At 73.5% G+C, this 12,220-nt stretch carries 9 protein-coding genes; 5 read left to right on the top strand and 4 right to left on the bottom strand.

Going from position 1 to position 12,220, the window contains the following annotated elements:
* Positions 1-141: 141 nt before the first annotated feature.
* Both ACFYOB_RS01545 and ACFYOB_RS01540 read left to right on the top strand, forming a co-directional pair.
* Positions 142-696, top strand: coding sequence for a PadR family transcriptional regulator (locus tag ACFYOB_RS01545; protein WP_388552932.1), 555 nt, complete (start codon positions 142-144; stop codon positions 694-696).
* A gap of 95 nt (positions 697-791) precedes the next feature.
* A complete protein-coding gene (locus ACFYOB_RS01540; RefSeq protein WP_388552929.1) occupies positions 792-2,516 on the top strand; it encodes an acyl-CoA dehydrogenase family protein in 1,725 nt (574 codons plus the stop codon).
* A gap of 68 nt (positions 2,517-2,584) precedes the next feature.
* On the opposite strand, the gene ACFYOB_RS01535 is transcribed toward ACFYOB_RS01540, so the two are convergent.
* Both ACFYOB_RS01535 and ACFYOB_RS01530 read right to left on the bottom strand, forming a co-directional pair.
* Positions 2,585-4,750 carry an FUSC family protein gene (locus tag ACFYOB_RS01535; RefSeq protein WP_388552926.1) on the bottom strand — a complete coding sequence of 722 codons (2,166 nt, stop codon included), beginning with the start codon at positions 4,748-4,750 and terminating at the stop codon, positions 2,585-2,587.
* A gap of 78 nt (positions 4,751-4,828) precedes the next feature.
* A complete protein-coding gene (locus ACFYOB_RS01530) occupies positions 4,829-5,251 on the bottom strand; it encodes a YjbQ family protein (RefSeq protein ID WP_388552924.1) in 423 nt (140 codons plus the stop codon).
* A 154-nt stretch (positions 5,252-5,405) separates the two neighbouring features.
* Here ACFYOB_RS01530 and ACFYOB_RS01525 point away from each other — a divergent pair, with 154 nt between their 5' ends.
* Both ACFYOB_RS01525 and ACFYOB_RS01520 read left to right on the top strand, forming a co-directional pair.
* The gene (locus ACFYOB_RS01525) at positions 5,406-6,773 is read left to right on the top strand and encodes an MFS transporter (protein ID WP_388552921.1); all 1,368 of its coding nucleotides are present in this window, start codon (positions 5,406-5,408) and stop codon (positions 6,771-6,773) included.
* Positions 6,770-7,987, top strand: coding sequence for an anhydro-N-acetylmuramic acid kinase (locus ACFYOB_RS01520; protein WP_388552919.1), 1,218 nt, complete (start codon positions 6,770-6,772; stop codon positions 7,985-7,987). The genes ACFYOB_RS01525 and ACFYOB_RS01520 overlap by 4 nt, the downstream gene beginning before the upstream one ends.
* 4 nt (positions 7,988-7,991) lie before the next feature.
* Here the strand turns inward: ACFYOB_RS01520 and ACFYOB_RS01515 are convergent, their stop codons facing one another.
* Positions 7,992-10,526, bottom strand: coding sequence for an MDR family MFS transporter (locus ACFYOB_RS01515; RefSeq protein ID WP_388552917.1), 2,535 nt, complete (start codon positions 10,524-10,526; stop codon positions 7,992-7,994).
* A gap of 121 nt (positions 10,527-10,647) precedes the next feature.
* Between ACFYOB_RS01515 and ACFYOB_RS01510 the strand changes: the two genes are divergently transcribed.
* Positions 10,648-11,148 carry a hypothetical protein gene (locus tag ACFYOB_RS01510; RefSeq protein WP_388552914.1) on the top strand — a complete coding sequence of 167 codons (501 nt, stop codon included), beginning with the start codon at positions 10,648-10,650 and terminating at the stop codon, positions 11,146-11,148.
* Between the two features lie 46 nt (positions 11,149-11,194).
* Here ACFYOB_RS01510 and ACFYOB_RS01505 read toward each other — a convergent pair whose 3' ends face one another.
* On the bottom strand, positions 11,195-12,178 hold the full coding sequence (locus tag ACFYOB_RS01505; RefSeq protein ID WP_388552911.1) for an aldo/keto reductase: 984 nt from the start codon (positions 12,176-12,178) through the stop codon (positions 11,195-11,197).
* Positions 12,179-12,220: the final 42 nt, after the last annotated feature.

Raw genomic sequence — 12,220 nt, 5'->3', positions numbered from 1 at the left:
CGCGCCGCGGTGAAGGCCGACTTGCTCCTCGACGGGCCGCAGCCGGCCATCGGTGCGGCCCCGGGAGCCGGTGCCGTGAGCCGCGTCTCACCGGGGCGGTGGCGCTTGTCTATGCAACGAGTTGCATAGAAGGATCGGAGCATGGCACTTGAGCACGCGATCCTCGTCTCCCTGCTGGAGAAGCCGGGCTCCGGATATGAGCTGGGCCGCCGGTTCGACCGGTCGATCGGCTACTTCTGGACCGCCACCCACCAGCAGATCTACCGCGTGCTCAAGCGCATGGAGGGCGACGGCTGGCTCGACGTCCGCGAGGTGCCCCAGCAGACGAGGCCGGACAAGAAGGAGTACTCCGTCGCCGCGGCGGGCCGGGCCGCCCTCTCCGGCTGGCTCCACGAGCCGATCCAGCCCGACAGCGTCCGGCACGAACTCGCCGTGAAGATCCGCGGCGCGGCCTTCGACGACCCGGCCGCGCTGATCCGCGAGGTCGAACGGCACCACCGGGCGCACGCCGACCGGCTCACGCACTACCTCGCGGGAGAGCTGCGCGACTTCACCGGCCCGGACGCTCCCGCGGCGCCGGACGCCGGGCGGGAGCTCCAGCACGTCGTTCTCCGCGGCGGAATCGCCTACGAGCGGATGCAGCTCGCCTGGCTGGAGGACGTACTGGCCACGCTCCGGCGGATCGCGGCCCCCTGATCGCCCGCACCTCTCATCCCGTACGCCTTACCCCGTACGCCTCGTCCCGAACGCCTCACCCCGTACCCGCAACCCCGACCGAAAGGCGAACGTCCATGTCCGACCCGCTGCTGTTCAACCCGCGCACCTACGACCCCGCGCACTTCGACCCCGAGACCCGCAGGCTGCTGCGCGCCACCGTCGACTGGTTCGAGGACCGCGGCAAGCGCAGGCTGATCGAGGACTACCGCTCGCGCGCGTGGCTGGCGGACTTCCTCGCGTTCTCCGCGAAGGAGGGGCTCTTCGCGACCTTCCTGACCCCGGCCCCCGCCGCAGGCCAGGACGAGCCGGACAAGCGCTGGGACACCGCACGGATCGCCGCGCTCAACGAGATCTTCGGCTTCTACGGCCTGGACTACTGGTACGCCTGGCAGGTCACCATCCTCGGACTCGGGCCGGTCTGGCAGAGCGACAACGCCGCCGCCCGCGACCGTGCGGCGGAACTCCTGCGCGAGGGCGAGGTGTTCGCCTTCGGCCTCTCCGAGAAGGCCCACGGCGCCGACATCTACTCGACCGACATGCTGCTGGAGCCCGACGGCGACGGCGGCTTCCGGGCCAGCGGGTCCAAGTACTACATCGGCAACGGCAACGCCGCGGGTCTCGTCTCCGTGTTCGGCCGCCGCACCGACATCGACGGCCCCGACGGCTACGTCTTCTTCGCCGCCGACAGCCGCCACCCCGCGTACCAGCTGGTGAAGAACGTCGTCGACTCCTCCAAGTACGTCAGCGAGTTCCGGCTCGTCGACTATCCGGTCGGCGCCGACGACGTACTGCACACCGGCCGCGCCGCCTTCGACGCCGCGCTCAACACGGTCAACGTCGGCAAGTTCAACCTCTGCACCGCGTCCATCGGCATCTGCGAGCACGCGATGTACGAGGCCGTCACCCATGCGCAGGGCCGCATCCTCTACGGACGCCCCGTCACCGCCTTCCCGCACGTGCGCCGCGAGCTGACCGACGCCTACGTCCGCCTCGTCGGCATGAAGCTGTTCAGCGACCGCGCCGTCGACTACTTCCGCTCGGCCGGGCCCGACGACCGCCGGTACCTGCTGTTCAACCCGATGACGAAGATGAAGGTGACCACGGAGGGCGAGAAGGTCATCGACCTGATGTGGGACGTCATCGCGGCGAAGGGCTTCGAGAAGGACACCTACTTCGCCCAGGCGGCCGTCGAGATCCGCGGTCTTCCGAAGCTGGAGGGCACGGTCCACGTCAACCTGGCCCTGATCCTCAAGTTCATGCGCAACCACCTGCTGGAGCCGGTCGAGTACCCGGCCGTGCCGACCCGCCTGGACGCGGCCGACGACGACTTCCTCTTCCGGCAGGGCCCGGCCCGCGGCCTGGGCTCCGTACGCTTCCACGACTGGCGCACGGCCTTCGACGCGCATGCGGCCGTGCCCAACGTCGGCCGCTTCCGCGAACAGGCCGACGCCCTGTGCGAGTTCGTCACGACCGCCGCCCCCGGCGAGGAGCAGAGCCGGGACCTCGATCTCCTTCTGGCCGTGGGCCAGCTGTTCGCGCTGGTCGTGCACGGCCAGCTGATCCTGGAGCAGGCACAGCTGTCCGGTCTGGACGAGGACGTGCTCGACGAGCTGTTCGGGGTCCTCGTGCGCGACTTCTCCGAGCACGCGGTGGAGCTGTACGGCAAGGACTCCGCCACCGCCGACCAGCAGAGCTGGGCCCTCGGCGCGGTCCGGCGCCCGGTCGTCGACGCCGACCGCTCGGCGCGCGTCTGGGCGCGTGTGGAGGCACTGGCCGGGGCCTACGAGATGGCCCCCTGATCCACCGGTTCACCCCGGACGGACGGCTCCCGGCAGTGGGGGCCGCCCGTCCGGCGGCGCCGAGGTGATCAGGCCGGGCAGGCCGGGCCGGAGGAGTGGTCGGATGCCGTCATGCGCTCGATGTCGATGGCGAGCGAATCGAGCCAGGCGAGGGCGGTGAAGAACCGCAGTGGGGCGACATGCGGCGGCACATCGGCCCCGGCTTCGGGCCCGGCGTCCGGCCCGGCCTTCGGCCCGCCATCGGGTCCTGGCGTGGTCCCACGCCAGGGTGCTCCGCCCGCCACCGGCTCCGTACCCGCCCATTCCGCCGCCACGCGCAGCCGCGTGGCCACCCCGTCGGCCCGGCCGTGCAGCCACGACCCGTTGTCCTCCCCGAGGGACGGCCCCCCGTGCCCGAGCACCCGCCGCGATCCCCACAGCACGTGATGGCCCGTCATCATGGCCGCCTGCCAGTCCGGAGCGGCGTCGGCGGGCGCGCGGGGCTCGCCCTGCCGCTGCGCGAACGCGGACTCCGCCAGCAGCAGCGCCCTCTGGAGCGGCCGGTCGTCGACGGTACGTCCCGGTCGGCCCGCCACCACGGCGGCCGAGGCACTGTCGACCGTCTCGGCGGCCCGCGCCAGCAGCAGCGCGACCGCCCTGGGCAGTTCCTCCTGCGCGCCCCGGGGCCAGGCGAGCAGCCCGAACACGATGCCGATCAGGCTGCCGACGATCACGTCCAGGAACCTCACCTCGGCCAGTTGCCACGTCACCGGCGCCAGCTGCGCGAAGACGAAGGCCACGACGAGGGTGAACATGCCCTGGGCCCAGCCCACGCCCCGTACCGGCCCCACCCGGAACGCGATCAACATGATGACCGGCAGAGCGACGGCGTAGACGGTGGTACGGCCGCCGATCAGGAACAGCAGGGCCGCGGTGACGAGGGCGCCGAGCAGCGTGCCGGTGAGTGCCTGATATACGGTCGCGCGGGTCTGGGACGCCGTCGTCCGGGTCAGGCTGAGGACGGCCAGCATCGCCCAGAAACCATGGGGCAGTGAATCCACGCCCGCGACCGTACGGGCGGCGGCGAGCGCGAGGCTGATCCGGACGGCGTTCTGGAAGTACACCGACCGAGGCCCGGCGTGTGCCACCAGCCGGTGCCACCACAGGTAGGGCGCACGCTGACCGGCGTACCAGAACCGGGCCCGGTCGACCTCGGCCGGCAGCGGCGCGCGCCGGCCCCGTACCGCCAGTTCGGACGCCGTCGTGAAGGCCACGGCGGCGTCCGCCGCCTCCATCAGCGCCGCCCGGCGCCGGCCGCGCGCCGCGGTCGAGAGCTGCTCCACCGCGGCGGCGGCCGCGGCGTCCTCCCGTACGCGCCGCAGGGCGCCGGCCGCGTCGGTGGTCTCGTCCGTTCCGTTCAGCAGGGCCGCGCTCTCGGCGGCGGCCCCGCCGACCGCGAGGAGCAGCTCGGGCCCCTGCGGCGGAGGCGGGCCGCCGCCGGGCGGCGGGGGAAGGTTCACCAGCCGGCTGAGGAGCGTGCGGCAGACCATGCCCGCGTGGGCGAGGGCGCGGTCCCGCAGGCCCGGCCCTGCGGGGCGGTCGGCCTCGGCGACCCGGGAGGGCCGCAGCGACTCTCCGGCCGCCCGGGCCGCCTCCGCCGAAGCGGCGGACAGCGTGTACGGTGCGCGGCTGAGCTCGGCGGCACAGAGGGCCGCGGCGCCGGCCGCCTCGGCGGCCAGCAGCCGGTAGGAGGGGGTGGGCGGCTCGGGCAGTACGAAGATCTCGGCGAGTAGCAGCAGTGCGAGGCCGAAGGTCGCCCCCGCGAGGCGGTCGCCGAGGGTGTCCGGCGCGTAGGGCGGGAAGCACGGCAGGATGTAGAGAAGCTGCAGCCCGGGAGCGGCTCCCGCCGCCCGGGGCCCCGCAGCCGCCACGAAGGCCAGGACGAAGCCGATCAGCAGCATGCCGGCCACGGCGCTCCAGGTCCGCACCGCGAGGTAGGTGCCGGCCGTGATCAGCACCCAGGCCGCGGGCGTGGCCCTGACCATGACGGCCGCCCGCTGGCGCCCGGTACCGGGGATGTGGGAGAGGGCCCCCAAAGACACCACGGAGAACAGGGCGTACGTCGCCGCCGCGGGCCGGTCCAGTCCGTACAGGCACACGAAGAACCCGGCACACGCGGCGAGGGTGGTGCGCACCGCGCGCTGTGTGACGCTCGCGGGGCCGCGGCCGGCGCCGGCGTTGCGTTGGGCGCCCATGACTCCAGCATCGGGCCGCCCGGGGGAAGCCACCACATACGGACGGACATGCCGGTCGGGCGGGCTCCCGCACCGGGATCAGCCCAGGAAGGACAGCCGCACGGTGCGGTCGGGGTTGTCCCGGTTGGTGTCGACCAGTACGACCGACTGCCAGGTCCCCAGTGCGAGCTCGCCGCCGACCACCGGAAGGGTCATGTGCGGTGGCACGAACGCGGGCAGCACGTGGTCGCGGCCGTGCCCGGGGGAGCCGTGCCGGTGCCGCCAGCGGTCGTCCGCGGGCAGCAGCGTACGCAGGGCCCGCAGCAGGTCGTCGTCGCTGCCGGCGCCCGTCTCGATGACGGCGAGTCCCGCCGTCGCGTGCGGGGTGAACACGTTGAGCAGCCCGTCCCGCCCCCGGGCGGCCCCCCGCAGGAACTCCGCACACGCGGCGGTCAGGTCGTGGACGGTCTCCGACGTGCCGGTGCGGACGTCGATGGTCCGGCTGGTGAAGGTGTCTGCCATCCGTGCATCGTCTCGCGGCCCCCGTACACGTCGCGGACGCCGCACCGTGCGGCCGATCCGTTGAAAACCGCCCGCACCGCGCATCGGCGGGCGTCCGCCCGGGCAGCCAGCCCCTGTGGCCCTCCCCGCCTCCCGCCCACCGAGCCGGCCCGCGGTGTCCGCCGCGCCGGCCGCGCCGGCCGCGCCCGTCCGAGCGCCCTCCGCCCGGCGCGCACTCGTCGCCGGGTCCGTCGGCAACTTCGTGGAATGGTACGAGTTCGGTGTCTACGGCTCCTTCGCCACCGTCATCGCCGCTCGCTTCTTCACTCCCGACGGCGGCGACCGGACCCAGGCGCTCATCGCCACCTACGCCGCCTTCGCCATCGCCTTCTTCTTCCGTCCGCTGGGCGCTCTGGTCTTCGGGCGGCTCGCGGACCGGGCGGGCCGCCGGACCGCGCTCGTGCTCGCCGTCTCCCTGATGACCGGCGCGACGACCCTGATCGGAGTCCTGCCCGCGTACGCCACCGCCGGCGCGGTCGCACCGTGGCTGCTGACCCTGCTGCGCAGTGTCCAGGGCTTTTCCGCCGGGGGCGAGTTCGGCGGGGCCGTGAGCCTCCTGACCGAGAACGCACCACCGGGCCGTCGTGGCCGCCACGGCGCCTGGCAGTCCTGCACCGTCGCGCTCGGGCTCCTCACGGGCGCGGGCGTCGCCGCCGGCCTGGCGACCCTGCTCTCCGAGAGTGCCCTGTACGCGTGGGGCTGGCGCATCCCGTTCCTGCTCGCCCTGCCGCTGGGCGCCGTGGCGCTGTCGCTGCGGCTCCGACTCCCGCAGACCGCGAACCCCGGCGCCGCCGCCGCGCCCGCCGACCGCGGACGGGCCGGGGACGCGACGCCCGAATCCGCCGACACCCCGGGCCGGGCCCACGGCCGGGCGGACGCCCCGGGAGCGGCCGGCACGGCACGCGCCGTCGTCCTCGGCGTAGGCCGGATCATGGGCTGGTCCGCGGCCGGCTACACCTTCCTCGTCGTACTGCCCTCCTACCTCCAGGCCACCCTGGGCACCACCTTCCAGCAAGCCCTGGCCGCCACCTTCATCGCCAACCTCGGGTTCGCCGCCGCGATCCTGCCCGCCGGGGCACTCAGCGACCGGGTCGGCCGACGTGCGGTCATGCTCGCCGGCAGCGTACTCGTGATCCTGACCGCCGTACCGGTCCTGCACGTCCTGCGCGACCCCGGCACCTCCGTCGCGGCCAAAGCCGCGACCTTGGCGGCGGCCGGCGCGATGATCGGACTCCTGGCCGGTCCGGGCCCCGCCCTGCTCGCCGAGATGTTCCCGACGCGCGTCCGCAGCACGGGACTGGGCCTGGCCTACGCGCTCTCCAACGCCGTCTTCTCCGGATGCGCGGGCCTGATCGTCACCGCACTCGTACGGCACACCGGCAACCCGGACGTTCCGGCCCTCTACGCGGCGGGCGCCTGCGCGCTGTCCCTGCCCGCCCTGCTCACGCTGCGTCCCGACGACCACCGAAGGCCCCTGCGATGACCCGCCCCACGGCCCGGCCCGCACCTCCGACCACCGTCATCGGCCTGATGTCCGGCACCTCCTGCGACGCCGTCGACGCCGCGGCCGCCCGCATCACGTGCGACGGCCCCGTGCTGCGCCTCACACCACTCGGCATGGTCAGCGAGCCGTACGACGAGGAGCTGCGCCACACGCTGGCGGCAGCGCTCCCGCCCGGCCGCACCACACTCGCCGACGTGTGCCGCCTCGACACCCGGATCGGGCAGTCGTTCGCGGCTCTCGCCGCCCGGGCCGATCGCGAACTCTGCGCGGGCCGTGCGGATCTGATCGCCTCGCACGGCCAGACCGTCTTCCACTGGGCGGACGGCGGCCTCGTGCACGGCACCCTTCAGCTCGGCGAGCCCGCGTGGATCGCGGAGGCGACCGGACTCCCCGTCGTCTCCGGCTTCCGGACCCGGGACGTCGCCGCCGGCGGGCAGGGCGCGCCACTGATCGGCCTGATCGACCGCATGCTGCTCAGAGGACACCCCGGCGTACCGGCCGCGCTGAACGTCGGCGGCATCGCCAACGCCACCGTACTCACCCCGGACGGCACCCCGGCGGCCTTCGACTCCGGGCCAGGCAACGCCCTTCTCGACGCCGCGGCCCGCCACTTCACCGCCGGGCGCCTCGACCGGGACACCGATGGCCGCCTGGCAGCCCGCGGCACCGTCCACCTGCCGCTGCTCGACCGCCTGCTCGCCGAGCCCTATTACGGTCTGCCCGCGCCCAAGACCACCGGCCGGGAGCTGTTCCACTCCGGCTACCTGCGTACGGCCCTGGACGCGGTCGGCCCGCTCCCGGCCCCCGATGTCCTGGCCACCCTCACCCGGCTCACCGCCCGCACCGTCGCCGACGCCCTGCGCCCGTACGGAGTCACCGAGGTGCTCGCTTCCGGCGGCGGCACCCGCAACCCCGTTCTGATGGCCGCACTCGGGCAGGAACTCGGCGCCGCGGTACGGCTGCGCACCTCCGACGCGGTCGGGCTGCCCAGCGCCGCCAAAGAGGCGTACGCCTTCGCCGTGCTGGGCTACCTCACCCTGCACGGTCTGCCGGGCACGGCGGCGCAGTGCACGGGCGCGGCAGGCCCCCGGGTCCTCGGCTCCCTGACCCCGGGCCGCACGCCGCTGCGCCTGCCCACGCCGCTCACGCGGGCGCCCCACATCCTGACGGTCACCCCGCCACCGGCCGCCTGACGTCTCACCGGCCTGCCGGTTGCACCGCCGGTACGCCGTCCCCGGGCGCCTTGGCCGTGACCAGCAGCCCGGCGATCAGCCCCGCGAGCAGCATGCTGCCGACCGCCCACCAGAGGGTGGTGGTGTAGCCGCCCAGCAGTGCTTCGTTGACCGGCCCGGACGGCCATGACGAGTGGCGCAGGCGGGTCACGACGACGCTGCTGAGCAGCACGGTGCCGAGCACCCCGCCCACGTACTGGGCCACGGTGACGGTCGCCGAGGCGGCGCCGGAATGCTGCGGGGCGACAGCGGTCGCGACGGCGAGGAGCGGCATGAAGGCCACGCCGATGCCGAGGCCCATGAGGAGCATGCCGGGCAGTACCTGGACCACGTCGGCGCCGTCGACCGTGAGTTGGGTCAGGAGGACCAGCCCGAGAGCCGCGGTCACCAGGCCCGCCACGATCAGGACGCGGGGAGCGACGCGGTGCTGCAGGCGGGCCGAGACCTGGGTGGAGCCGATGACGATCGCGGCGACCAGGGGCAGGAGGGCCACTCCGGTCATGGCCCGGGTGTAGCCGCGGACGCTCTGCAGGTAGAAGGTCATGGACGGGAACGAGGCCATGACGGCGACGCCGGCCAGGAGCATGACGAGGATGCAGCCGACGCGGTCGCGGCCCGCGACGCCGTACGGCGAAGGGCGTCGGCCCGCCGTTGTGGTCTGCCACCACAAGAAGGCCACGAACAGGGCGACGCCCACCGCGAACAGGACGAGGACCAGCGGGGCCGTCCAGCCGAGGCCATCGACCTCGGTGAGGCCGTAGGTGAGGGCGGCGAGTGCACCCGTGCCGAGCAGCAGGCCGATCCCGTCGAAGCGGGCGCCGGTGGTGCCCGGGCGGTCGTGGACCAGGGGGAACGCGCCGATGAGGGCGATCACGGCGAGGAGGACGCAGGCGTAAAAGGACATTCGCCAGCTCACGGATTCGATGAACCAGCCGCCCGTGAGCAGCCCGAGGGCCGAACCGCCGCCGGTGATCGAGGCGTAGATCCCGAAGGCCCTGCCGCGTTCCTTCGGGTCGGTGAAGCCGGTGGCCACCAGGGCCAGCGCGGACGCTGTCAGCAGCGCGCCGGAGAGGCCCTGCAGGGCGCGGGCCCAGACCAGCATGCCGGAATCGCCGGCCGAGCCGGCGAGCGCGGAGGCCGCCGCACATCCGGCCAGGCCGATGACGAAGACGAGCTTGCGCCCCACGAGGTCCGCGAGGTACCCGCCCAGCAGCAGCACGCCGCCGAAGGTGAGCGCGTAGGCCCTGAACATCGAGGCCAGGCCGGCGCTCTCGACCCTGAGGTCGGCCTGTACGACCGGTGCCGCCATGTTGAAGGTCGCCGTGTCGATCAGCACCAACAGCTGGGCCAGGGCGATGACCAGCAGACCCCACCAGCGCCGGGGGTGCGGGGACGCGGGCCAGGGGCCCGGGGGCGGTCCGAAGCCCTGCCCGGGGCCGGCGTGCGCGTGGGCGGTCGGGGAGTACGCGGGCGGCGGGGGCAGCGGCTGGGCCGGGGTCTGGTCCTGGGGCCGTGGCCGCGGGATGCGGGGGTCCGGGTGTGCCGTGGGTGCCTCGGCGGGGCTTTCGGTGGGGGATCCAGCGGGTGTTGCGGGGGCGTAGTCCAGCAACTGGGCGGCATGGCGGCCGAGTTGTGCCAACACCGCGCCCGGCAGCCACTCCGTCGCCTGATCAGCCGCCTGATCCGTCGCCGTGCGCGCGGCCACCTGCTGGGGGGTGGGCCGCCTCGCCGGGTCCTTGTGGAGGCATTCGCGTACGAGGTCGACCAGCGTCTCCGGTACGCCGGTGAGGTCCGCCTCCTCCTCGGCGATCCTGAAGAGGTGGGCGTTCAGGCCGGTGTCCTTGGCGCCGAACAGCAGGCGCCCGGTGGCGGCGTAGACCAGGACGGCGCCCAGGCAGAAGACATCGCTGGCGGGGGTGAGTTCGAGGCCGCGGACCTGTTCCGGCGACATGAAGCCGGGGGAGCCGATCAGCATGCCGGTGTGGGTGTGCAGACTGTCCCCGGCAAGGCTGTCCATCGCCCGCGCGATGCCGAAGTCGATGACGCGGGGCCCGTCGACGGTGACGAGGACGTTGGACGGCTTGAGGTCACGATGGATCAGGCCCGCCTCGTGCACGGCCTGCAGGGCGACGGCGAGGCGGTTGGCGAGCGTGCGCACCGAGTGCTCGGGCAACGGCCCGAAGTCCTGGGCGACCACGGTCTGCAGATCGGGCCCCGGAATGTACTGGGTCGCCACCCAGGGCACGGCGGCGTCCGGGTCGGCGTCGAGCACGGCCGCCGTCCAACTCCCGCCCACCCGCCGTGCGGCGGCCACTTCACGGGCGAAGCGTCGGCGGAACTCGGGGTGCCCGGCGTACTCGGCCTGCACGACCTTGACGGCCACGGTGCGGCCGCCCTCGGAGCGACCCAGATAGACCAGGCCCATACCGCCGGCGCCCAGCCGGGCGATCAGGCGGTACGGGCCTATGCGGATCGGGTCTTCGGTGATCAACTGGTCCACGGGAAAAAGGTAGTACAGCCGTCCAACAACGGTGGGGCCATCAGGCAAATCGTCCGTGCGAGGCCCGCTTCGGCCCCGACGGCCGCTCCGTGCTCCCGGGGCGCTGTGCATACTGCTGGGCATGACGTCCACGATCGCCACCCGCCTGCACCTGATGATCAGCTTTGTGCTGGTGACGTGCGGGGCGGTCGGCGGCGCCTGTTTCGGTCTTCTCCTCGGCGGCCGGTCGGCGGCTCTGGTCGCCGGAGGAGCGGCCGGCCTGGGCGCGGGGATCGGTTCGTTCCTCTCCCGCCGCCAGGTCGTGGAGTTCTTCCAGCCGGAGCGGGCCGTCACCCAGGTCGACGGGTACGCGGAGGGGATCGCCGACGCGGTCCTCGTGAGCATCGCGACCTACCAGTCCGCGGTCTTCCCGCTCACTCCGGAGGGTGTGACCGATGCGGAACGGGATGCCCGCCGTACCGTCGCCTACCGGGTCGCCGCCCATGACGGCCTGCCCCTGGCCGTACGGGTGTCGGCGGCCGCGGCCCTGGAAGCCGTCGACCAGGGCCTGGACGCCGAACGAGCCCAGGCGGCGATGAAGGCGCTGTCCCTCACGGTCTACGACCACCGCGGCGGCCGCTGAACCCGCGCGGCCCGTCGGGCGTCGCGATCCGGGGCCCGTGGGCCGGTCAGCCGTTCAGCGACTTCATCAGCTCGGGGGAGTAGCGGTCGCCCGAGGCCACGCCGTGCGGGGCCACGGCGTCGATGGCGGCCAGGTCCGCGTCGCTGATCGTCACGGCGGCAGCGGCGATGTTCTCCTCCAGGTAGCGGCGGCGCTTGGTGCCGGGGATGGGCACCGCGCCCTGGTGCAGGGTCCACGCCAGGGCGAGCTGCGAGGGCGTGACGCCCTTCTCGGCGGCGAGGCGGCGCACCTGCTCGACGACGGCCAGGTTGCGGTGGAAGTTCTCGCCCTGGAAACGCGGGTCGGTGCGGCGGAAGTCGTCGGCGGCGAAGTCGTCCGGGCTGGTGATGGCCCCGGAGAGGAACCCCCGGCCTAGAGGGGAGTAGGCGACGAGCCCGATGCCGAGCTCGCGCAGGGTGTCGAGGACGCCGTCGTGCTCGATGCCGCGCTCGAAGAGGCTGTACTCGGTCTGTACGGCGGCCAGCGGGTGGACGGCGTGGGCGCGGGCGATGGTGGCGGGCGCGGCCTCGCACAGGCCGATGTGGCGGACCTTTCCGGCGGCTACGAGATCGGCCAGGGCGCCGACGCTCTCCTCGACGGGCACGTCCGGGTCGATGCGGTGCAGGTAGTAGAGGTCGATGTGGTCGGTGCCCAGGTGGCGCAGGGAGCGGTCGGCCGAGCGCCGGATGTAGTCGGGGGTCGCGTTGTGGCCGAGGAAGGCTCCTTCGTCGGTGAACTCGATGCCGGTCTTCGTCGCGACCACGGCGGCTTCGCGGCGGCCGGTCAGCGCCTTTCCGAGGAGCCGTTCGTTGTGGAAGGGGCCGTAGCCCTCGGCGGTGTCGAGCAGCGTGACGCCGAGCTCAAGGGCGCGGTCGATGGTGGCGAGGGACTCGGTCTCGTCCGTGGCCCCGTAGTGGGCGCTCATGCCCATCAGCCCGAGTCCTTCGGCGCCGACCTTCAGTCCCTGGCTGCCCAGTGTGCGGATGTCCATCGGTGTCTCCCTGGCGAGTAAGTAACTAACTGGATAGATAGA

This window comes from Streptomyces sp. NPDC006463 (genome assembly GCF_042870715.1).
Taxonomy (GTDB): domain Bacteria; phylum Actinomycetota; class Actinomycetes; order Streptomycetales; family Streptomycetaceae; genus Streptomyces.
Note: the sequence above shows the minus strand (reverse complement) of the source record. Positions and strands in the feature narration are given on the sequence as shown.

Coding starts and splice junctions, on each gene's coding strand:
- ACFYOB_RS01530 (WP_388552924.1), bottom strand. CDS start 5,251: ATGGCAGACACCTTCACCAGCCGGACCATCGACGTCCGCACCGGCACG.
- ACFYOB_RS01520 (WP_388552919.1), top strand. CDS start 6,770: ATGACCCGCCCCACGGCCCGGCCCGCACCTCCGACCACCGTCATCGGC.
- ACFYOB_RS01510 (WP_388552914.1), top strand. CDS start 10,648: ATGACGTCCACGATCGCCACCCGCCTGCACCTGATGATCAGCTTTGTG.
- ACFYOB_RS01545 (WP_388552932.1), top strand. CDS start 142: ATGGCACTTGAGCACGCGATCCTCGTCTCCCTGCTGGAGAAGCCGGGC.
- ACFYOB_RS01535 (WP_388552926.1), bottom strand. CDS start 4,750: ATGGGCGCCCAACGCAACGCCGGCGCCGGCCGCGGCCCCGCGAGCGTC.
- ACFYOB_RS01540 (WP_388552929.1), top strand. CDS start 792: ATGTCCGACCCGCTGCTGTTCAACCCGCGCACCTACGACCCCGCGCAC.
- ACFYOB_RS01505 (WP_388552911.1), bottom strand. CDS start 12,178: ATGGACATCCGCACACTGGGCAGCCAGGGACTGAAGGTCGGCGCCGAA.